The 22,548-nt window shown below is 43.2% G+C and carries 17 protein-coding genes; 7 read left to right on the forward strand and 10 right to left on the reverse strand.

Annotated elements, in window-relative coordinates; translation table 11 throughout:
* Positions 1–172: 172 nt before the first annotated feature.
* The 4 genes from hflX to AOT82_RS06360 all read left to right on the forward strand — a co-directional run bounded on the left by hflX (position 173) and on the right by AOT82_RS06360 (position 4,411).
* Positions 173–1,606: a ribosome rescue GTPase HflX gene (gene hflX / locus AOT82_RS06345; protein ID WP_071002280.1), complete on the forward strand. Its 1,434-nt coding sequence runs from the start codon at positions 173–175 to the stop codon at positions 1,604–1,606.
* A 349-nt stretch (positions 1,607–1,955) separates the two neighbouring features.
* Positions 1,956–2,390, forward strand: a complete 435-nt coding sequence (locus tag AOT82_RS06350; RefSeq protein WP_071002281.1) for a CidA/LrgA family protein — start codon at positions 1,956–1,958, stop codon at positions 2,388–2,390.
* A gap of 16 nt (positions 2,391–2,406) precedes the next feature.
* Positions 2,407–3,096, forward strand: coding sequence for an LrgB family protein (locus tag AOT82_RS06355; protein ID WP_071002282.1), 690 nt, complete (start codon positions 2,407–2,409; stop codon positions 3,094–3,096).
* A 505-nt stretch (positions 3,097–3,601) separates the two neighbouring features.
* On the forward strand, positions 3,602–4,411 hold the full coding sequence (locus tag AOT82_RS06360) for a lytic transglycosylase domain-containing protein (protein WP_071002283.1): 810 nt from the start codon (positions 3,602–3,604) through the stop codon (positions 4,409–4,411).
* Positions 4,412–4,606: 195 nt separating this feature from the next.
* Here AOT82_RS06360 and tsf read toward each other — a convergent pair whose 3' ends face one another.
* The 10 genes from tsf to AOT82_RS06410 form a co-directional block, all read right to left on the reverse strand.
* Positions 4,607–5,488, reverse strand: coding sequence for a translation elongation factor Ts (tsf, locus tag AOT82_RS06365; protein ID WP_071002284.1), 882 nt, complete (start codon positions 5,486–5,488; stop codon positions 4,607–4,609).
* Positions 5,489–5,850: 362 nt separating this feature from the next.
* Positions 5,851–6,624, reverse strand: a complete 774-nt coding sequence (gene rpsB, locus AOT82_RS06370) for a 30S ribosomal protein S2 (protein ID WP_071002285.1) — start codon at positions 6,622–6,624, stop codon at positions 5,851–5,853.
* 394 nt (positions 6,625–7,018) lie between these two features.
* Positions 7,019–7,468 (reverse strand): chemotaxis protein CheX, encoded by a 450-nt coding sequence (locus tag AOT82_RS06375; protein WP_071002286.1) that lies wholly within the window; start codon positions 7,466–7,468, stop codon positions 7,019–7,021.
* A 38-nt stretch (positions 7,469–7,506) separates the two neighbouring features.
* Positions 7,507–7,956, reverse strand: a complete 450-nt coding sequence (locus tag AOT82_RS06380; protein ID WP_058025788.1) for a chemotaxis protein CheX — start codon at positions 7,954–7,956, stop codon at positions 7,507–7,509.
* A 30-nt stretch (positions 7,957–7,986) separates the two neighbouring features.
* Positions 7,987–8,349: a response regulator gene (locus AOT82_RS06385; RefSeq protein ID WP_058025789.1), complete on the reverse strand. Its 363-nt coding sequence runs from the start codon at positions 8,347–8,349 to the stop codon at positions 7,987–7,989.
* 62 nt (positions 8,350–8,411) lie between these two features.
* Positions 8,412–10,622, reverse strand: coding sequence for an ATP-binding protein (locus AOT82_RS06390; protein ID WP_071002287.1), 2,211 nt, complete (start codon positions 10,620–10,622; stop codon positions 8,412–8,414).
* 12 nt (positions 10,623–10,634) lie between these two features.
* Positions 10,635–11,507, reverse strand: coding sequence for a substrate-binding periplasmic protein (locus AOT82_RS06395; RefSeq protein ID WP_058025791.1), 873 nt, complete (start codon positions 11,505–11,507; stop codon positions 10,635–10,637).
* Positions 11,508–11,860: 353 nt separating this feature from the next.
* Positions 11,861–13,120: a multidrug effflux MFS transporter gene (locus AOT82_RS06400; RefSeq protein ID WP_071002288.1), complete on the reverse strand. Its 1,260-nt coding sequence runs from the start codon at positions 13,118–13,120 to the stop codon at positions 11,861–11,863.
* A gap of 293 nt (positions 13,121–13,413) precedes the next feature.
* Entirely contained in the window at positions 13,414–14,226 is an 813-nt protein-coding gene (locus AOT82_RS06405) for a crotonase/enoyl-CoA hydratase family protein (RefSeq protein ID WP_071002289.1), read from the reverse strand.
* Between the two features lie 488 nt (positions 14,227–14,714).
* Positions 14,715–18,182 carry an ATP-binding protein gene (locus tag AOT82_RS06410; RefSeq protein WP_071002290.1) on the reverse strand — a complete coding sequence of 1,156 codons (3,468 nt, stop codon included), beginning with the start codon at positions 18,180–18,182 and terminating at the stop codon, positions 14,715–14,717.
* A 573-nt stretch (positions 18,183–18,755) separates the two neighbouring features.
* Between AOT82_RS06410 and cysM the strand changes: the two genes are divergently transcribed.
* The 3 genes from cysM (at position 18,756) to rlmD (ending at position 22,180) form a co-directional block, all read left to right on the forward strand.
* Positions 18,756–19,712 (forward strand): cysteine synthase CysM, encoded by a 957-nt coding sequence (gene cysM, locus AOT82_RS06415; RefSeq protein WP_071003687.1) that lies wholly within the window; start codon positions 18,756–18,758, stop codon positions 19,710–19,712.
* A 27-nt stretch (positions 19,713–19,739) separates the two neighbouring features.
* Positions 19,740–20,564, forward strand: a complete 825-nt coding sequence (locus tag AOT82_RS06420; protein WP_071002291.1) for a 3'-5' exonuclease — start codon at positions 19,740–19,742, stop codon at positions 20,562–20,564.
* Positions 20,565–20,626: 62 nt separating this feature from the next.
* A complete protein-coding gene (gene rlmD / locus AOT82_RS06425; RefSeq protein ID WP_083328877.1) occupies positions 20,627–22,180 on the forward strand; it encodes a 23S rRNA (uracil(1939)-C(5))-methyltransferase RlmD in 1,554 nt (517 codons plus the stop codon).
* Positions 22,181–22,548 lie beyond the last annotated feature (368 nt).

Genomic DNA, 22,548 nt, shown 5'->3' on the forward strand with positions numbered 1-22,548 from the left:
TTATAAAAAATTAATCCCAGTCATCGCTGTAACATAAAACCATCGCTAATTGTGCTCATACCCTTTAATATCAAGTGATAAGACCACATATAGACAATCATATGAACGCTATATCAAAGTATACTGAACTGATAATAGCGATATATTTACTTTATTAAATAGGTGATACTCTTTGGATTATTTTGAAAGACATGAAGGTGGCGAGCGCGCCATTTTAGTACATTTAGACATTCGCCAAATTCAAGATCCTGATGATCTCAATGAGTTTGAATTGTTGGCGGATTCAGCAGGTGCCGATCGCTTGGCACTGGTCACAGGCTCACGTGCACGCCCTGACGCCAAGTATTTCGTTGGTAGCGGTAAAGCGGAGGAAATTGCAGAACTGGTGCGCGAGCATGATGCGGATATTGTACTGTTTAACCACAGCTTGTCGCCTTCACAAGAGCGTAACATCGAAGCGCTGGTGAAATGCCGCGTCTTGGATCGTACTGGTTTGATTTTAGACATTTTCGCTCAGCGGGCTCGTACTTACGAAGGTAAGCTACAAGTAGAGCTGGCTCAGCTAAACCATTTATCGACACGTTTGGTCCGTGGTTGGACGCATTTGGAACGTCAAAAAGGGGGTATTGGCTTACGTGGCCCCGGCGAAACCCAGCTTGAGACCGATCGTCGCTTGCTACAAGTGCGCGTCATGCAGCTCAAAAGTAGAATTGAGAAGGTCAGACAGACTCGTGCTCAGGGCCGGGCACGTCGCCAAAAATCAGACGTACCGACTATCTCACTGGTTGGTTATACCAATGCGGGCAAATCCACTTTATTTAATCGCTTAGTCGATGAAAATATATATGCAGCTGATAAGCTATTTGCGACACTCGATCCAACGCTACGCCGCTTAGACTGGCAAGGTGTGGGACGTGTAGTCTTGGTTGATACCGTCGGTTTCGTTCGTCATCTGCCGCATGAATTGGTTGAATCCTTTCATGCAACGCTAGAAGAGACGCTAGAGGCGGACTTATTATTACACGTCATCGATTCTTCTAGTGAAGATATGCATGAGCAAATTCAGGCGGTCAAAGAGGTACTGGCTGAGATTGATAACGATGTGCCGGTACTCAATGTTTATAATAAGATTGATTTGACTGACGAGCCTGCACATATTGGTTATGCTAGCGAAGGTCAACCTAATCGTGTCTATGTGTCTTCTAGAGAGAACTTAGGCATAGAAGAGTTGTCATTCGCCGTGCAGCAGCTACTAACTGGCACATTGACCACTTTTGATTTGACGCTACCCTATCATGCAGGACAGTTAAAAAACACCTTGTACGAGCTTGGTGTTATTGAAGAAGAAAGCTATGATGATAGCGGCCATGAGTGCTTGACGATTCGCTTACCAAGCGATAGACTAAGACAACTACTCGGACAAGCCAATCTCAAGCCCACCGATGTATTACCGCTTGCACAAGCGACATTGCTGATGCCAGTACTTGAGGAATTTGAGCAGCCCGACGAACATGAAGTTGAAGAGCCGACGATGACAGCAGAAGAAGAAAGAGCATTTGACGAATTTAATGCGCTCAATTCACAAACCGCTGATTCTGAAAAATAGTCGCTGCTGAAAAACGATTGTTGACGTTAATAGATAAGTAAACCTTTGATTCATACTGTTAGACAGCAATCTTTTATACAGTAGGTTAAAATAGCATAGACGGTATCAATCGATATCGTCTATTTTTTTGAATGTGTCTACAAGCTTTATTAGTAAGCTTATTCTCTATATAATCAACGGTTATACATTCAACAAATATTGATAGGTAATACTCGCCACTCAAAAGTTGAAATGTCACTAGTGTCTATTATCAGCGTTCATAATATTATTTTTCACGTTATATTATTGATACCATCGCCCGCTCGTTTTTATAAACTCATCACCTATATCTGACTTGGCCACACTGCTTATGAAGCCTGCTCACTCCTCCCATCTCCCGCTATGGATTTCGTTAATTTTAACGTTGACCATGGTTATCGTTGTCCGAGAGACGGCTGTGGTTCTTTGTCAGTTGGCAGGTATCGCAAAAGCCGCCAATATTGTCGGCTTGGTGGCGATGTTTGTTATCTTGATGATATGGCGATTGCTCAAAGGGTTGCCTAACTGGCTCACTCAAGCCAGTAACACCCTCCTCGTCGATAGTGGTTTTGCATTTCTGCCCGTCTCAGCGGGTGCAGGCTTACTGCTATTCGCGCTAGGAGATGAGCTGTTGGGCGTGATGGTCACAATGATAGTAAGCACGCTCATACCGATGTGGGGACTCGCGCTACTGGCCAATCGCTGGTTGAATCAAGATGCCAATGCCGACAGCGGCACGACGAATCAGCAAAAGGAACAGCCGTGAGCTGCGGAGAGATATTATGACTTTTGACAGCGTATTTATGGCGACCTTAGCAGCCGTACTTCTAACCTTGGCGGCACACGTCATTGCACGTATGTTAGCGCGTAAATTATCATGGTTACCGATGGTAATTACCGCGCTCGTTTTGGTACTGGTCTTCTTATTTTTATTGCAATGGGAGTATGACAACTACTACAGCGCGGCAAAGCCTATATTCGATCATCTATTAGGATATGTCACAGTACTTTTGGCGGTGCCACTAGCCGCAATGAACTTTAAGGGACTGCCTGTCAAAAAGCTCTCTTTGATCGTTGCTATTGCTAGTGTCATTGGTGCCCTACTGCCCATGTCATTGGCTTATCTATTTTCATTGAGTCACGACAGCATACTTGCTTTTGCTACCCGTTCTGTGACTACTCCCATTGGCCTCAGTGTTGCCGATTTAATCAATGCGCCATTAGCACTGGCAAACCTGATCATCATCGTCTCAGGTCTCATTGGCGGCGCTGTCGCCCGTTTTTTGTTTCGCGGTATCAATGATGATCGAGCTAAAGGTCTTGCACTTGGACTGGCGGCTCACGCATTTGGTACAGTAGAAGCGTGGCAAATCAGCCATACGGCAGGACGATATGCGGCATTTGGACTGGCAGTCAATGGTTTAGTGACCGCCATTTGGGTGCCTGTATTTATCAGTGCGTTAGGCATCTAGACTGACTTTGCTTACCGCTTTGACAGATGACTGAGCACTGTTTCATCATTTCAATCATTATTTTTATTGTTATTGCTTACTCAGTAACGAGACTAATAGACATGACATTTGGCTCATCCAACCGTTGTCATCACCTTTGCATTTTAGAGAGTTAAAATAAGGTATGCATCAAAAAAGTGCTTGCCTGTAATCCAATATAAACAGATATTTAACAATCTTCAAAAATATAGCATTTTGATTTATTTAAGTTTGTTTAACGATAAAAATTTGATTTTACAACTTATTTTGTCAATCTGATACGGTAAAAAGTTATTATATGTTATAGTAAGCAACTATTATTTTTTGTATCTATTGCAAGTGGTTCTTGTTAAACGTGGTATTTGCTAGGTGGCTATATCGATAACGAGCTATAAAATCCTGCAACCCCGATGACCGCTTAAGCGCGTAAAATGACGCGTCTATAGGCAAAACAATTTGCTATTATTCGATAAAAAGTGATAACACTATGATAAATACTGCTACTTTGATTACTCGCTGTTTGTCTCCTATTTTATTAAGTGCGATTGCTCTCTCTACTTTTTCTACTGCTGCCAACGCTGGCAATATGTATATCTATAAAGACAAAGCTGGACAAGTACTACTGACCAACGTCAATCCTAGTGGCAATTTTGATAAATTCACTAAGAAAGTTAAAGTCACTTATTATAAAGACTCTAAAATGTATGACGGCATTAATAGTAGCAATGGCTATGGTAGCAGTGCCGCTAGCAAGAGTGGTAGCCGCAATGCTTACGACAGCTACATTCGCGCCTCTGCTGAACGTCATGGCGTAGATCCTGCCCTTATGAAAGCAATGATGCATACCGAATCTGCTTTCAATCCCAATGCTCGCTCACCTGTCGGTGCGCAAGGCCTCATGCAGTTAATGCCAGCGACGGCTCGTCGCTTTAATGTGAGTAACCCTTGGAACCCTGCAGATAATATTGAAGGCTCAGCCAAATATATCGCTTGGCTCATGCGCCGTTTCAATAACAATGTCGAACATGCCGTCGCAGGCTACAATGCAGGTGAAGGTAATGTCGATAAATACGGCGGTATTCCTCCTTTTAAAGAAACCCGTAACTATGTGCAAAGAGTCATGAGCCGTTATCATAGCTTGTATAAGAATGATGCTGGGCTATCTGGCGCCAGTATGAGTGCCAGCAATCAAACGAGTAGCACCATTAACAGTGGATTGCGCAACGTCAGTTACGGCACTAGCAATAATGTGAATAGTGCCAGCTATGCTAACTCAGCTTATGATGCTTTACGCTAAGCCAGAGCTAAGCTAGAAATGAAATAGACCGGCGACCTAAAAAGCCAGACGCAAAAAAGCCCGTTAATTTCTTAACGGGCTTTTTTGTGCTTGGACGCTTTATATTTTGATAGGTCATCAGTTATAAAGATAAACTGTGAGCGCTAAATCAGCACTCACAGTATTTTCCAATATGACTTAGTTATTACTTGGTGCTTACTTGTTAGCAGCCTGAGTTGCAGCAACCTCAGCAGCGAAGTCTTCTTGCTTCTTCTCAATGCCTTCACCAACTTCTAGACGTTTGAAACCAAGTACTTTTACGCCTTCAGCTTTTAGGACATCACCAACTTTTTTGTCGTTGTCCATAACGTATGGCTGACGTAGCAAAGTTACTTCGTCTAGGTACTTACGTAGGCCACCTTCGATCATTTTTTCAACGATGTTGTCAGGCTTGCCAGACTCTTTTGCTTTGGCTTCGATGATGTCTTTTTCGCGTGCCAATACATCAGCAGCAACGTCTTCATCATCGACAGCCACAGGGTTGAATGCTGCAATGTGCATGGCAAGATTTTTGCCAGTGTCAGCGTCGCCACCTTCATAAGAAACCACTACACCGATACGTAGACCATGACGGTATGCAGCGATGTTAGCGCCTTCAAGTACTTCAACACGGCGAACCTGAATGTTCTCACCGATTTTTTGTACCAAAGATACACGTGCTTCTTCAACCGTCTGACCATCACCATAAGGCAATTCAGAGATAGCAGCAACATCAGTGACGTTGTTTTCTAGTGCAACGTTAGCCACTTTTTCTGCAAAAGCAGTGAAGCTGTCGTCTTTTGCAACGAAGTCAGTTTGGCAGTTAACTTCTAACAAGAATGCTTTGTTTTCGCCTTGAGCGATGATGATAGCGCCATCAGCTGCGATGTTACCCGCTTTTTTAGCTGCTTTTGCTTGACCAGATTTACGTAGGTTATCAATGGCAACTTCAACATCACCGTTTGATTCTTCTAACGCTTTTTTACATTCCATCATGCCAAGACCAGTACGGTCACGCAGTTCTTTTACCATTTTGGCAGATACTTTTACTTCTGTCATAAGAGTCACCTTAGTATAGTTATGTATAAGAGGAATTAATGTCTATTCGATATCTTAATGTTGCTTTAAATCTAGCAAGACCGCTCATTTTGAGTCATTACCAATATAGCCATCAATGATGTCAAAAAGATAACATCTTAAAAACATAGTGCTATAGCCAGTACGAACGATAATACTCGCCCATTAGCTACTCGGTTATGTATAACGGCCTCATTAATAATGCTCTATTCAATAACAAGGCATGACGAGTAAAACTACATCATGCCTATTATGAGCTTATACGCTGTTTATAACATTATATGGATGCTGATAGCCACACTATCAAGATATCCTTACAAAGTTAAACTTTTTAACTCAGCTATTTACTCTGCTGGAGTTGCAGCTGGTGCTTCTTCAGTAGCAGGTTCTTGCTCAGCTTTACCGCCAGCTTGAGTTTGTGCGTATTCTTTACCAGCGATGATAGCATCAGCCATAGAAGTTACGTACAAAGTCACAGCACGGATAGCATCATCGTTAGCTGGGATGATGTAGTCAACGTTGTCTGGGCTAGAGTTGGTATCAACGATACCGATAACTGGGATACCTAGGTTTTTAGCTTCTTTAATCGCGATGGCTTCGTGATCTACGTCTACAACGAAGATAGCATCAGGTAGGCCGCCCATGTCTTTGATACCGCCTAGTGAACGCTCAAGTTTTTCCATATCGCGGGTACGCTCTAGCGCTTCACGCTTGGTTAGCTTCGCAAAAGTACCGTCTTCTGATTGCTTCTCTAACTCTTTTAGACGGTTGATTGACTGGCGTAGTGTTTTCCAGTTAGTCAACATACCACCTAACCAGCGATGGTCAACGTATGGCATACCAGCACGAGCCGCTTGCTCACGTACGATACCGCTTGCAGCACGCTTAGTACCAACAAACAATACTTTGTTTTTCTTAGCAGCTAGGCCGTTTACGTAAGTCAACGCTTCGTTGAACGCTTTTACGGTGTGCTCTAAGTTGATGATATGGATTTTGTTACGTGCGCCAAAGATGTATGGACCCATTTTTGGGTTCCAAAAACGTGTTTGGTGACCAAAGTGAGCGCCAGCTTGTAGTAAGTCGCGCATTTCGATTTTGGTTGGATTCTTTGTAGCCATGATAATATATCCTATTGGTTGGGTTATGCCTCCACATCACAAAAACAGCCTATTTGGCGACACGCATCTGCTACTAACTAGTCTTTATTACTAAAGCCCTAATGGTTCGCAAATTAATCAAGTCGCCAAACACCCAGCAATTTTTTGCCATGATGTGTGTGTCATTGGTTGGTTTCAAAAATAAGCCATTGTGCGTTTAAACTAATTATATCTAAACTATAAAAATAGCTGCGCTGTATTTTATCACATAATACCTTAAAGTCTCCAGCAGTTTATTCATAGTGCCTCAATGCGTTACAGACACAGTAGATCGGTAGTGCAATAAAAAAAGCGACACATTCGTATCGCTTTTTATTTCTGGCTTTAGACTTTATATGAATGGTTTCATATTAGATTATGCAATACAGATACCAATCACAGCCTTGTAACCGCGCCATGTGAATGGCGTGATATAGCTTTGGCGATCTCTAGGTAAGTAAGACACACTTGGTGCGCTTTCAACAATCTGCGGCGTAGAGATAATGAATTCAGAACCAAATTCTGTACGGGCATTACCAGAGATAGTATTGGCCATTTCACCCAGCAAGTCTTTCATCATCGTGATCGAAGAGTCAGGCTCACCCATCACATTTATCACTTCTCGCAACATTACGCTTGGTGCACTGACATAGACACAGCCTTCAAGAGGCCCTGAGATCTTAATGACACCACTATAATCAAAACCAATCGCCGTTTTATTGTTGTTCAAATAAGGGGTATCGATAGATACTTCTGAGCCGTCGATCTGCGCAAAAAATGAATTGATCGAGCTTAGAAACACACCCAACTTTTCTACTTTAAACATAATATATTAATATCCATCTGTATTACGTGACAGCAGCATTAGTCCTGCAAACAAACCACAATCTCGCCAACTTGTGAGTGCCAAGTGATGGGAATGATAAAAGAACGCTCATCGTTCGGCAACACAATACTTTGCGGTGCGCCTTTGAACACAAACGGCACAGAGATATGAAATTCAGAGCCGAACTCTTTACGCGCATTACCCGAAATCGTGTTGGCAACTTCACCAGCCAAATCGATGTAGTTTTCCTCACTCTTATCAGCTTCACCCATGCTATCCAATATTGAAGACAGTAATTGACGAGTTGCCGAAAAATACACCACGCCTTTTTGTCCACCTGATATACCAATAACGCCTGTATAATCGTGGACTTTTGGCTGTTTGTTTTCTAATAAGTAAGGGGTGTCAGCAATTAGCTCTTCGCCACCAAACTGATTAAAATAGTTACTAATAATACTCAAAAAAATCTGTAGCTTTTGTTCTTTCATAATGACATCTGCTTTAATCGATGAATGGTATTAGTCTTGCATCAGCTCATACAAAGACTCCACGAGCTCCTCTTCTGAGAAAGGCTTGCACAAGAAACCGCTGGCACCTAGTGATAAAGCTTCGATGCCAGTGGCCTTATCAGACAACGCTGACACGACCAAAATACGCACATCAGGATCAATCGCAATGATTTTTTCGATACATTCAAGACCATCCATTTGTGGCATGGTCAAGTCCATGGTGATCACGTTAGGACGATGGATGTTAAATTTTTCAATGGCTTGAACGCCACTAGTTGCGGTAGCAACCAGCATGAACTTTCCTGAATCGTATGCGCGCTGAATACGGTTTCTGATAATATTTGAATCATCAACAATCATTAATTTATGCATAACTTGTCTATTACCTTTAATGAAATGCTTGTCGTCCCTGACAATATCGTTACTGTTTTTAATTAAGCTTTTGGTAAAGTAATGACAAACCGTGTCATTTGACCCAGCTCACTATTTACGTTCAGCTTACCATTGTAGTCTTTTACTTGCGCTTTGATGATATCCAGTCCAACGCCGCGTCCACCATCTTCATCTGCGTTTTCTTTGGTTGAGAAGCCAGAAGAAAATAACTGCTTGAGTAAATCGCCTTGACTGAGCTGGCTTGCTTCTTCCTCACTAAAGCGACCTTCTTTGCTTAGCTTATTACGGATGCTGTCATAATCGATACCTTGGCCATCATCTTGCACTACTAGTATGAAATCTGAACCGTTATCTTGTACTTCTAAGTCAATCGTACCGACTTCAGGCTTACCAGCCGAATGACGAACACTTGGTGCTTCGATACCGTGCACAACTGCGTTTCGTAGTAACTGGATACTGATTTCTTTAATTGGCTTGGCAAGATGCTCTGGTATGTGAGTTTGCGCCAGTGTCGTGCTTTTTAGCTGTACTTGCTTGCCTTGTCTAGCGGCAATCTCTTTTGCAAAGTCATTGTAAAAAGACAGTCGATCATCATTGCTTTCACCGTCTAGATCAATATCTAAACCGCCATCAGTGCTGATGCTACTCGCTGGCTGACTATTTACCGCAGCTGTTTTTGCCACGCTGTCTTTTAAAGCAGAATCGCTTAATGGGGCTTGCGTATTGGCTGTCGCCGCTTTAGGCGGTGCTGAGCGGTTAATACGTTCACCCAAGGTCGCAATGGTATTTGATAGACTTAGTAAGTCATCTAAGTGTACTGCCAACTGTAAGAAATCATTACCCGATAGCTGGCCTTGATTTTGCAAGGCATGCAATTTGTCTTCTGCTTCTGACGCAATTTTAGTAAAGCTATGCAGTTTTAGTGCCGATGCCTCACCTTTCAAGCTGTGCATTTCACGATAGATCGCATTTAGTTTGCCTTCAAGCTCGTATTGTGAGCTACCAGGATTTTTCAAGATGTTGTTCATACGCTCGATATGCGCTTGGGTGTTGCTAATGAACTCATTAATGATCTTTGGATTTACATTCAAGATAGTGGTTAACATCTCAATCTGCATATCGTTTTGCGAGCGTTCTTTTTCTAAACGCTGCTCTAAGTAAACAGCATCTGACACGTCATTGACGTTGACCAAGATACGTGCGATGTCTTTGTCTTCATAAACACGTGAGAATTTAAAGTCTAAGAAGCGATTGTTAAGTCCTTTATCATCAGAGCTGTTATGTAGCATCACTTTGTGCAAAGGATTTAGAGAATCTACCAATTTTTCTTTAACTCGAGGATTATAAAGCTGCTCAATGAACTGCTGAGTGGTCTTAAGATCTTTGTCAGAAATACGACCACGCAAGACGTTGGTAAAGTTTTCTCCTGCTAGCCTATCAGAACCAACGATACTGTTTAGCGCGCGCGAGTGCTGCTGACCAATATTTAAGTCTTTGTCCAGTAGGAATAGGCCCGTATTTACCGTTTCCATAATCTCTTGCGTTTCGCGACGAGCAGCAAATGCCTCAGCATCGGTCTCACGTAAGCGGCGTACAAAGAAGAATACGAAGATCAAGAAGTAAGCAAAAATCGCAACAACCCCAAGTGCCTGAATTAGACGAATGGTATTGGCTTGGCGTTCTGCATCATCAAACACTTCGTTGGTCAAATCATCTAATGATTCGTTCATTAGCAAACTTGAGGTTTTTGCCTGCTCTACCGCCTGAGTCAAATCATCTGATGAATCGACCAGTACGTTATCAGCATCTTTTAAGTAAGTTTCAATTCTAGGCTCAAGTAGCTGCCATTGCTCGTTTGCCGCTTGTACATTTTCTTGCGCACTACCGCTAACGCTCGGTAATTTGTACGTTTTGCCGTCAGCATCGTCGGTAATCGTGCCGCCTTCTCCGATAGCCGTCAACGTATTGTTAATCAGTGCTGTATTCTGTTCCAAACGCTCCAATACACGCTGAATGTGCGGCGAGCTGGTATCTTCACCGTAACTGCTATCCAAATCGAACAGATCTTTAATTACTGACTGTGCGCTGTTTGCTACTTGGTTGGTCTGATCAATCAATACCGTGTTTCTTTCAAGCAAGCTTGAGGTATAGAAAGTAAATACAAGCAAAGCTCCGATCAAAGACAAAAACAGTGCAATCGAAATAATCAAGCCGCGATAACGTTTGTTATCTCCATTATTTATTGTAGCCATATCAAACGTCCCTTAGTTTGCTTGTTCAGTGGTGGCAGAAGCACTAGCCGTTGGACTCGTAGTCTCACCAAGCCAGCGAGCTTCAATCTCTTTAAACTTACCTTCCGCTTTTAGCTTGGTAATACCGTCATTGATTTTGTTAATGAGCTCAGTATTACCTTTTGCCATCAAAATAACCTGCTGTGCTGATGGATTGTCTTGCCCTTCATAAGGAACGATGGTTACTTTTTGCTCAGGATGGTTTTTTGCCGTATATTGCAAGATAGGTAGATCATGCAAAATCGCATCTACTTTGCCTTGCATTAAATCTTCATACAATAAAAAGGCAGTCGTTCTGGTCGAGAAGTTGTTGTACTTACCCATTTGCTGTGCTTGATCGACCTGCTTAGAGCCTTCCATTGCAGAGATGTTTTTGCCTTGCAAATCATCTAGGCTGTTAATATTTAGTTCTGGTTTTGCATACATGATGGCGGCAGGGTTAAAGAAGTAAGGCTGAGACAACCCGTATTTAGCATCACGCTCATCTTTATAAGAGATGCCTGAAATCGCCAAATCACGACTGCCCGACTCTACTGTATCGAACATGTTTTGCCAGGTTTCTTTATAAAACTCAACTTTGAACCCTTCTTCTTCGCCAAGCGCGCGAATAGAGTCAATGTCAATGCCCTGCATATTGCCATAGTCATCTTGAAATGAGAAAGGAGGCATGGTCCCTGTGGTTGCTACTTTTAAAACTGGCGCTGAATCTGGAAGGCTACTGACAAACTCCTCCTGCCCTTCTGCAGGTGTGTTCTCAGCAGCAGTACTTTCTGGTGTACTAGAGTTGCTGCATCCAAAGATACCTACGCTTAAAACGACTGGTAATATTCGGTATAGCTGCTTCATAATCTATCCTTGAGAATTAATGTGGTTATGCAATTTAATGAATGACAATCTAGAGAGGTTAAGCAATATTCCTATAATATTTACTTACAGAAAGTTACGTTAGATAATACTTACCTAACTTTACAATTGCAATAATAATGTTTGGCAGTTATATACAATTAGTTATACATACATAATAATTCATATATATCTATACAATATATATATTATTAATATTTATAGAACTTGTAGAAAAAGCTTTATCAAAAAGAAAATCTTATACACAAATTAATAGCAGACATAAAAAAGCACCCATACGCTCTAAACGTATGGGTGCTTTTTATAAGTACTTAATTTACGATGAAACCTTATACTTACTCTGCATCGTCAAGATTTAGGTTACGGTCTATCTGCCAGATTAAAAACGCACCCAAGCTCATCAGGACAAAAAGTGCAATACCGATTTTTAACACTGGATTAAGAGGGAATAAGTTTAATAATAAACCACCAAAAATACCCACTGAAAACATCAGCGAGCCTTGCAGCGCGCTTGCCATACCCGCACGCTGCTTTTGAAAAGCCAGCGCAATCGCTGAGGCGTTTGGCTGGGTCAATCCCAAGCCTGCAATACAAAAGAAAATACACGCCAGCACCAGTGGCAACCAAGCATCGGTCCCCAAAAATATACCGACAACAAACAATGTGCCTGCAGAGAGCACCTGCATCATCGTCCCAAAGCGTAATATGCTCAAGATACGAAAGCGATTGGTCAACCACTGATTCAGCTGAGTCAAACCCACAAAGCCCGCCGCATTCATCCCAAACAACCAGCCAAAGTGCGTGGCCGAGACGCCATAAGTGTCCATGATTAATTCAGAAGCTGAGCTGATATAGACAAACATCGCACCCATCAACAACCCGCCACCAATCGCTGGATAGTTGAAGGTTGGATCTTTTAATAAATCCCAATACTGACTAAGCACTTCTTTTGCAGGACGCACATTACGATTTTCTTCGGTCAATGTCTCAAAAAAGAAAAACTTAGTAAGCAATAAATTTAGGGCACCAAAAGCGGCCAAAAACCAGAAAATGGAATGCCAATCAAAAAACTGTAAAAATAGTGCACCAAGCGACGGCGCTAGTATGGGTGCCAGACCCATGACCAAAATCATAATCGAAAAAGCTTTTGCGGTTTGCTTGGCGGTTAGGCGATCTCTAATAGCAGCGCGAGTCACCACTGCCCCTACACAAGCGCCTAATGCCTGCATCGTTCGCCCTACAAATAATACATATTCATTGTCAGTGGTCGCACAAAGAATGGACGCAATCACATATAGTGTCATGCCTATGTATAAAGGCTTAACACGGCCGACACGATCACTAAAAGGGCCATAAAATAACTGCCCGAATACCAAACCCAAAAAATACGCTGGCACAGAGTTGGCCATAAATGCCGTAGATACGCCAAAATCATCTGCCATTGATGGTAGCGCAGGCAGATACATATCAATGGATAAAGGCCCTACCGCAACCATTAATCCTAGCATCATAATCCATGCAACAGGCAGATCAGCAGAACGTACTCGTTCAGAGGCGATAGGTTTATTTGGTAGAGAGGACTTTGGGGCAGACATAGTTAGACCATTTATATAGTGATGATTACTTAAGCGCTTGTAAGATGCATGAAATAGATATTTTTAACGACAATAGTGCATCTTTATCTAAATCTGTGCAAGCAAACAGTGTTATATCGTGCTGTCCACTCGGATTTCAATAGCCATAAGGGACTAATGAAACAAGCCTTAACAACTAAAAACAATCAACGTAATTTATCAAAATATGTCTGGCGTACTTTTAATCTAAGTACTGAGGCCGAAATTGTCTCAGATAAAATCCTTAAGACAATATCTACCAAAATTAAAGAACGTTAGCGGAACTGACGTTTGCTAAACACCGTGCTAGCTTGCTTTGCTTTTCTCAGAGCAAGTTTACGATTGCGTCCAAGCATCATCTTAATTTGCCAGATTTTTTCTTTATATAAGGTAGTTGCAGGCTGCTCATACATCGCATTGATTACGCGTTTGCTCGCTAGCACAGCATCAGGAGAACGCTCAGCAAACTCAGCCGCCAGCTGCTGTGCTTGCTCAAGCGGCGTCTCACTACAATGACTGATTAATCCTAATTCTTTGCCGTCATTGGCATTGATGATGCGCGCCGTCATGGCAAGCTCTTTGAGAACGTCTTCTCGTACCACCCCAAATGCCGATTGCGTCAATCCCATGTCCGGTACCAAACCCCATTTGGCTTCCATAATAGACAGCTGGCAATCCGGATGACTAATACGCACATCGCAAGCCAATGCTAGCTGTAGCCCAGCGCCAATACAGTAGCCTTCTAGTACCGCGATGACAGGTACTGGTAGATCACGCCACACCAAGCAGACACGTTGGAATGAGCTTTGCCAAGGCTTAATCAGCTCCCAAATAGCAAAGGCTTGGTTTTTGGGATGGTTTAAATCCCCTAAATCAATACCTGCACAGAATGTGCCTTCTGCACCATTTAAAATAACCGCGCGTATCGTTTTGTCTTTGCTAATGCGCTCTGCCACCATAATCAGCTCATCTATGACTTGAAAGCTCATGGCATTTTTTTTATTTGGACGATTTAAGGTGACCGTTAATATATTGTCTACGACATGCACTTGTAATGTTTCATACTGGTAACTGGCAACCACGTTCATAATAATCCTTATTAATGAATAAAATAACTATAGGGCGTGTTGAACATTCGACCATGGCACTGACAGCGACTATTTTTTAGGCGATTCGATGTTAAAAATAATAAGTTTAGTCATTCTAAGCGCTTATTTTTAACGATGAAACGGCAAAAAAGAGTCCTGTCCCCTGCTTTTATCGTTGGGGCTGATGCTAAAATTGCCCCATACTGCGTTGCAAATCTCGCTAAGGCATCTGCATTATCGTCGCTTTGTGCCTTGTCTGGAACCATTTTAGCGATCAGCAGTGCCTATTTGCGAATGTTCAACACGCCCTAGTAATGATGGTCACAATATTAGCAGGCTTAACCCTACTCTACCGTAGCAATAACTGACTGCTACGATACTGTATCAAGCGTCTGCCTTTTAATATTCGCACATTATCTGACCGCTAGTGATCGGTATCGTATGCAATTCACTTATTACATCGCATAATAACGGTCCGATTACCTGCTCTAAATCATTTTCCACGTCATGTCATTTTCGCTCAAACGATGATAATTAAGCTGCGGATAAGATGATAAATCTACCTTTTGCAGGTTGTCTAGCGCCGTTAATAATGCCTCATAATAAGGCTCAATCATTGCAAATTGCACAGGTGTCGTATGCTGTACATTCAGCAGACACTTATCTTCCAAATCTTGGCTGGCCTGACGTAGCTGCGGCACTCCTGTATAACGGCTGCCGCCCAATATGCGATGGGCGATTTGTGCCAATAAGTTACGATCACGAGCTTCCCATGCTTGAGTCAGTGCTTGCTTTTCCTCGTTAATCGTATCGAGCATCATAATGATGAGCTTGGCTGCTAAATCAGGTTTGTTTGCTGAGCGAGTAAGCGCATCTTGCCAGTCTAAAATATCAGACGTATCCATTGTACTGAGGTTTTTTTGATGGAGGTTGTGATCCGTTTGCTCATATAGCCTTTTGTCCATATTCGCTGTTATGTCTTCAGCAGAATTATCTGTCGGTTCTTTTGGTGGATATAATAATGATTCTTGCCCTTGCTTGTATAAACGTAGGCTCTCATAGCGAGGCTGGTTCTCACGGGTGGTCTCTCGTCTATAATCGTCACGTGGCTGACTGTCACGCAAGTAGTCATCACGGATTTTTTTCAGTGATAATGGTCGAGTGACTTTTGGCGGTTCTGTGATTTCAGTCCTATTACGAACGCGTTCGTTGTCTTTGACCATCGGATAAATTGGGGTCTTTTGATCCGAGAGCGGCGTCGATTGTTCTGTGAGGTGTATATTTTCGGAGTCGGTATTTTGTAAATCGATGCTTTGCAAATTAGAAGCTTGCAGATCAGTATCAGCCAATGCCGTTATTTGCGGTGTGATGCTTTTCCGGCCTAGCCACTTTTGGAGTACTTGCAATAACTGAGGTTGGCTAATTGGTTTGCCAACGTAGTCATTGATACCGCTGGCGATCAGCTTGTCGCGCTCATCCGCTAAGCCATGTGCGGTGAGAGCAATAATAGGAATACGGCTATCAGCCGCTTCAATGCTCCGAATTTGCTTCGCTGCTTCATGACCTGACATACGCGGCATTTGGATATCCATAAATATCAAATCGATATGATTTTTATCTTGAGTAGCTGTTTTATCGTCATTTGCACTCTCTTCAGCATACAGGGAGGTGCTGGATTTTTTATTGACATCATCGCGTGTCTCGGCTTTTGAGAGTTGCGTTTTATTCGACAGACTCTGCTTATCGTTTTTAGCAGATTTGACATTTTTGGTTTGCTGTTTACTGATAATTTCTATGGCATCAAAGCCGCTACTCGCTGTAATGACTTGTATGCCAAGCTCGCTCAATAGCGCATCAAGCACCAACAAATTTGGTAGATGATCATCAACTGCCAGCACGGTAATCCCTTTCCAGCGCGGCTCTTGTAAGCTCTTTGGCATGCTACGGTTTTGTGTATCAAGCATTGCATATAGCTGTCTTTTGTCCAATGGCTCATACAAGATATTGGCTTGATAGCGGTTTAGCAGTGTTTGGTCAGCTGCCACTTGATAGCCAAACACAGCAAGTTTGCCTTGATAATGGAGACGGATTTGCTTGAGTAACGCCATCATATCGTCTTGCGTGTCATCATCGACGATGACCCAATCCCAAAAGTTGCCATGCTCTTTGAGTGACTCAAGCACCCCTGGCAATGAATTGGCTTGGGTGAGCTTAATCGGCAAGTACTGCAAGCTGGCCTTCAACACTTGTATTGAGGCCGTATGACTGATCCAAACCAAGACGTTGAACTCATCTGTCTCGCTCGCAAGCGGTGCCAATACTGGCAGCTCAATGGTCTGACCAGTTGGTGCCTCTAGCACATCGACATGGGCTGGCATACGGAACCAAAACGTCGCGCCTTGGTTGGCGATGTTCTCTTGAGCATTGTCATGAAAGCCGATATCGCCGCCCATCAGACGCGTTAATTGCTTGGAGATAACCAGACCCAACCCCGTACCACCATACTGGCGCGTGATTGACGGATCGCCTTGGCTAAAGCTCTGAAACAGCATTTTTTGATCAGCAAGCGAGATGCCTTTACCACTGTCTTGCACGCTAATCATTAGATAGTTATCACGGTGATCATCCAAGCTGACCCGTACGACCACATCGCCACTATCTGTGAACTTGATGGCATTACCAACGATATTGGTCAATACCTGCTTGAGGCGCAGCGCATCGCCATTGATACGCATTGGCACATCGTTATAGAACAAGACAGCCATGCGCAGCCCTTTCTCGGCAGAGACAGGAGAGAGCATATCAACCACATCATAAATGGTGTCATACAAATCAAACTCATGACGATCAAGCACCAACTTGCCCGCCTCAATCTTAGAAAAATCCAAAACATCATTGACCAAAGCAAGTAGGTGAGCTGAGGATTTGCGGATAGTCTGTACGTATAAATCCTGTTCAGGATTGAGCTCACCGTGACGCGCTAATAAGTTAATAAAGCCATCGATACTGTTCAACGGCGTGCGCAGCTCGTGGCTGATGTTGGCCAAAAATGCGGATTTGGCTTGGCTGGTTGAGATGGCAGCATCACGCGCATTTCGAATAGAGATGTTTTGCATTTCCATCTCATCAAATGCCAAACGCAGATCGTCTTCGGTTTGCTCGGCATGATCCTTGAGCTCCTGAAAACTTCTATGGAGGCGACGAAATGTCTTGACCAAATCTTGCTGTAATAAATTAAGCTCACCATCTGACTCTACTGGTACAGGCTGATATAAGTTATCAACATGGGTACGTTGTAATTGCAAACGCAGCTCATAGATAGGTGCAATCCAACGCTTTGAGTAAATATTTAAGCTGAGTAATAAAATCAGAATGGTAAACAGACCGGTAATCACCAGCGCCATCGCGATACGATAACGGGCGATATAAAGTGGCTCGTTGTCCATATCGACCAGTAGCCACAACGTCTGCCCCTCAAACTCACCCAACACGCTGCCATATGCCGTGCCTACAGGCGTTGGTTTTTGCGATAAAAACTTTGCTGAGTCACTGATTAGCGGCCATTTCTCGTTCAGACCATAGCCTACGGTTGCCAACACTTGATTGCCTTCATTGATAACAGCAATACGCTGTACATGCTGCTCAGACTGCATACGCCCGAGTTTATCCTGTATGCTTTCGAGCGTTGTCATCGCACTTTGTGATGCCTCATCTGTGTTGCTTTTTGCTTGCTGACGTTCTTGCTCCAACAAATCAGGAATCAGCTCTGCAATGACTGGTGTATAACGAATCAATACCGCCTCAGCCAGTGCCTCTTGCTCTGAATCGCTCGCACGCATGGTTTCGTGAAATACCAAAATACCCCCTACCGCCGCCAACACGCAGATGGGTAAAAACACCAATAGGATCAGCTGCCCATAAGCGCTACTGGTATTGAAACGTTTTTTATATGCCATGCTCGCTCTACTCTCTACGAAAATGCTGTCTGTGAATTTTGTTACGGTCTCTACGCTACCATAAAAAATGCTTAAGCTTGCTAGCTTGTTTTTTAAAGATACGCCTTTTATGGCTCAAGATTATCTTAACAGGATTCTATAAATCGCGTTTACCCATTCAAGGTGAATGAAACACAAACTTTGACCAATATGGCTTTAAGCAAACCTAGCAAATATACATACGTTACTAAACGGCATGGTTGCGGCACCATAAAACCTGCTTTTGTCCCTAAAAAAATTGCCAATAAAAGGCGCTTTCATCAAGTATTATTCTTTTATGCAATAAGCGCAGCTAGCAACAAAATGATATAATGACGCAACTTTTTATTTGCCACAATAGATGGTTTACCCTCATGATGAATGAGAGCGTATGCTACTGCCGTTAAGTTTTGGTTTATCTGTCACTATAAGCCAATACACAAAACGCTTGTCTCAAATGATGATCAGACAATAAAAAATAGTGATTCGATCACAGCCTATCGCCCAAAAAATATTTTAGAAAATAAATAAGGATTTCTTATGTCCGCAACGGCCATGTCAAACGCTAACTTTATCACTCACGTGACCACGCTTGCCGATTGTGTCGGTCAAACGCCATTGGTTAAATTGCAGCGCCTACCTGAACAAGAGCATATCGAAAATGGCGCCACATTATTAGCCAAATTAGAAGGCAATAATCCCGCAGGCTCTGTAAAGGATCGCCCTGCTTTTAATATGATTTATCAAGCAGAGCAGCGCGGTGATATCAAACCCGGCGACACGTTGATTGAAGCCACTAGCGGCAATACTGGCATTGCATTAGCCATGGTCGCGGCGATGCGCGGTTATCCAATGACATTACTGATGCCAACCAACTCTACTCAAGAGCGTAAAGATGCCATGATTGCTTACGGCGCGACGTTGATTGAAGTCGATGAAGGCATGGAAGCGGCACGCGATTTGGCATTGCAGATGCAAGCCGATGGTAAAGGCATCGTACTGGATCAGTTTAATAATCCTGACAATAGCCAAGCGCATTACCTGACTACAGGGCCTGAGCTGTGGGCGCAAACTGACGGTAAGATCACCCATTTTATTAGCTCCATGGGCACCACTGGCACCATCACTGGTGTCTCACGTTATCTAAAAGAACAAAATCCAGACGTCAAAATCATTGGTTTGCAGCCTGATGAAGACGCTTCTATCGCTGGTATTCGCCGTTGGCCTGCTGCATATATGCCGGGTATTTTTGACGCAGACTTGGTCGATGAGATCATGGATGTCGATCAGCGTATCGCTGAAGTCTACATGCGCAAACTGGCAAAAACTGAAGGTATTTTTGCTGGAGTATCCTCAGGTGCAGCGGCTTGGGCAGCAACGCAAGTCGCCAAAAATAATCCCGATGCCGTCATTGCCTTTATCGTCTGTGATCGTGGAGACCGTTATTTATCGACAGGTTTATACAATGTTGATGACAGTCATATCGATAATGATGCAGATAACGCAGCATAGTAAGCTTATAAAAATGCAGGATTCTTTATGTCACAAGCTCTACCGTCCGACCCTATACTAGTTTTTGATATCGAGACGGTCGCCGATATCGATGCAGCTCGCCGTATCTATCCACAATTGGCCGATCTTAATGATGCAGATACGTTGAGCGCGTTAACGGCGATACGCACCCAAGAAGCAGGACACGATTTTATGCGCTTGCCATTGCAGCGCATTGTCTGTATTTCCGCTTTATATATCAAAGATGGCAAGTTATCGTTGTTTTCGTTGACCGCGGATAAGTTTAGCGAAAAAGACATTCTTACCAAGTTTTTTCGGGCATTCAGTGATCTTGAAACCTTGCCACAGCTCATCAGTTGGAATGGTTCAGGTTTTGACATACCTGTACTGATATATCGCGCTATGCAATATGATTTATCAGCGCCATGGCTGTTTGAAGAAGGTGAACGTATCAAAAATATGCGCTTTGATAACTACGTCAATCGTTTCCATACGCGTCATCTTGATTTGATGGACAGATTTAGTCAGTACGGTGCCAGTCGCCGCGAAGCCATGGATATCGTCGCCAGTTTATATGGATTACCGGGCAAAACTGACGTTGATGGTAGCATGGTGGGCGCGCTCGTCAGTAGTGGTGATTGGCAGACACTCTCCATCTATTGTGAGTCTGATGTGATGAACACTTGGCTCATCTATCTTCGTTGGCTACGTCTGACAGGAAAGCTGTCCTCACCAGACTTTGATGCTTGGCAACAGCAGAGCTACGACTATCTAGCACAATATACCCAAGCCGATGGTAGCCCAAGACATCAAGAGTTCATCGCTGACTGGTCATCGGCACCCAAATTATAGAAACCGTATTATTAGCAGTTTGTTATTCTCCTCTTATAGTTATTTATTATTAAGGCAGGTTTATGCAACCCACCGACTCCAAAACCTCAATAGCCAATTCTGCTCCGCAGAACGGTGTTACTCAAACGAATGATAGCCAAAAGATTGCCATTCCACCCAGCAAGAAAAAATCTAAGCCATCATCAAAAACGCGCCGTCGTCTAAAAGATGCAGAGCCGATTCCATTTAACATTGATGGTTTGTCACATGATGGTCGCGGTGTTGCCATCTATGGCAATGGTTTTGGTGTAGATGATGGCCATGCTGAAGATAAGCATGGCAAAAAAATATTTGTAAGCTTTGCTCTACCGGGTGAAAGCGCACTGGTAAAAATCACCAATAGCCGTGCCAGCTTTGAAGAAGGCGATGCAATCAGCATCACTGCCAATCCAAATCCTGAACGTGCTGTGCCGCCTTGCCCACATTTTGGTGTTTGCGGTGGCTGCAACTTACAACACTGGCAGCCAGATGGGCAGATAAATTTTAAGCAGTCCGTACTTGCTGAGATGCTCATGCATCAAGCCAATGTAGAACCTGATAACTGGCTGGCACCTGTCGTAGGTGATCGTCTTGGCTATCGCACCAAGGCTCGTCTAGGCGTGCGCTATGTCGTCAAAAAAGAAACCGCGCTGGTCGGCTTTCGTGAGCGCTCAAGTAACTTTTTGGCAGAGCTCAATGAATGCCATATCTTAGACCCACGCATCGGTTTTGAAATTGAGAACTTAAAGACGCTCATCAGCACGTTAGAGAGCCGTGACAAGATTGCTCAGCTTGAGCTTGCGATGGGTGAGCAATTGCCAGAATTGCCTGACGGCAATCAACCTGTTGCACTAATCGTGCGTCACTTAGAGCCGCTGTCAGAGGCTGATATAGACAAATTAAAAGCATTCTTTGCAGCGCGCAATTGGCAGCTATATCTACAGTCAAAAGGCGCTGATAGTATTGAACGTATCGCTTTGACAGAGGCAGATGATCTAAGCGAGCAGTTTGGTCGCCTATATTATCAACTGCCAGAATATGATTTGACCTTTGAATTTATTCCTACTGACTTTACCCAAGTCAATTTATCTGTCAATCGCCAAATGACCAAGCTGGCTTGCGACTTATTAGATTTAAAAGCAGGTGAGCGAGTACTGGATCTGTTTAGTGGTTTGGGTAATTTTAGCCTGCCGCTAGCACGTCTCGTTGGTGAAACAGGTTCTGTGGTGGGTGTCGAAGGTAGTGAGGCCATGACCAAGCGTGCGGCTGACAATGCTCGTCGTAACGGTATCAGCAATACTGAATTTTATAGTCAAGATTTGACAAAAGATTGCACTGACAAACCTTGGGCCAATCAGGGTTTTGACGCCTTACTCATCGACCCCCCGCGCTCTGGTGCTTGGGAGATTATGCAGTATTTGCCAAAATTCAACGCTGAGCGTATCGTCTACGTTTCTTGTAATCCAGCAACCCTCGCCCGCGATACCAAAGCATTACTAGAGCAAGGGTATCGCTTGACGCATGCGGGTGTCATGGATATGTTCTGCCATACTGGACACGTCGAGTCTATCGCTCGTTTTGAAAAAGTAGACAGCTGATTTTTATACGTATCTTATGATTCGTAATAACCTCTTAAGTAGCCGTATTATGACCGCAACACTGAAACCAAGCTTGGATAATATTTTGCCCATAGCTCACGACTATTTCACATAATTAACCAAAGTCATTACAGAGCCTAGCTTGATTTGTCCTTTCAAAGTGAGATAATAGTAAACAATCTTCTTATACTGTATATCGCCGTATAAGCAGCACTTGTACTCGTAGCTTTATATATTTTACGCGCATTTTATGGCTGCTAAAAATCAGATTTTTAGCAGTTGTATTGGTTTATAGCTGGCACTTTATGAATCGTTCATTCAGAGTGTGTGCATAGTAGATGAGGTTATAATCAATTCAAAATAGCTAA

The sequence above is a fragment of the Psychrobacter sp. AntiMn-1 genome, from assembly GCF_001854065.1.
GTDB classification, from domain to species: domain Bacteria; phylum Pseudomonadota; class Gammaproteobacteria; order Pseudomonadales; family Moraxellaceae; genus Psychrobacter; species Psychrobacter pacificensis.

Coding starts and splice junctions, on each gene's coding strand:
- rlmD (WP_083328877.1), top strand. CDS start 20,627: ATGCAACCCACCGACTCCAAAACCTCAATAGCCAATTCTGCTCCGCAG.
- AOT82_RS06410 (WP_071002290.1), bottom strand. CDS start 18,182: ATGGCATATAAAAAACGTTTCAATACCAGTAGCGCTTATGGGCAGCTG.
- rpsB (WP_071002285.1), bottom strand. CDS start 6,624: ATGGCTACAAAGAATCCAACCAAAATCGAAATGCGCGACTTACTACAA.
- AOT82_RS06395 (WP_058025791.1), bottom strand. CDS start 11,507: ATGAAGCAGCTATACCGAATATTACCAGTCGTTTTAAGCGTAGGTATC.
- tsf (WP_071002284.1), bottom strand. CDS start 5,488: ATGACAGAAGTAAAAGTATCTGCCAAAATGGTAAAAGAACTGCGTGAC.
- AOT82_RS06385 (WP_058025789.1), bottom strand. CDS start 8,349: ATGCATAAATTAATGATTGTTGATGATTCAAATATTATCAGAAACCGT.
- AOT82_RS06355 (WP_071002282.1), top strand. CDS start 2,407: ATGACTTTTGACAGCGTATTTATGGCGACCTTAGCAGCCGTACTTCTA.
- AOT82_RS06380 (WP_058025788.1), bottom strand. CDS start 7,956: ATGAAAGAACAAAAGCTACAGATTTTTTTGAGTATTATTAGTAACTAT.
- cysM (WP_071003687.1), top strand. CDS start 18,756: ATGTCAAACGCTAACTTTATCACTCACGTGACCACGCTTGCCGATTGT.
- AOT82_RS06390 (WP_071002287.1), bottom strand. CDS start 10,622: ATGGCTACAATAAATAATGGAGATAACAAACGTTATCGCGGCTTGATT.
- AOT82_RS06405 (WP_071002289.1), bottom strand. CDS start 14,226: ATGAACGTGGTTGCCAGTTACCAGTATGAAACATTACAAGTGCATGTC.
- AOT82_RS06360 (WP_071002283.1), top strand. CDS start 3,602: ATGATAAATACTGCTACTTTGATTACTCGCTGTTTGTCTCCTATTTTA.
- AOT82_RS06350 (WP_071002281.1), top strand. CDS start 1,956: ATGAAGCCTGCTCACTCCTCCCATCTCCCGCTATGGATTTCGTTAATT.
- AOT82_RS06420 (WP_071002291.1), top strand. CDS start 19,740: ATGTCACAAGCTCTACCGTCCGACCCTATACTAGTTTTTGATATCGAG.
- AOT82_RS06400 (WP_071002288.1), bottom strand. CDS start 13,120: ATGTCTGCCCCAAAGTCCTCTCTACCAAATAAACCTATCGCCTCTGAA.
- AOT82_RS06375 (WP_071002286.1), bottom strand. CDS start 7,468: ATGTTTAAAGTAGAAAAGTTGGGTGTGTTTCTAAGCTCGATCAATTCA.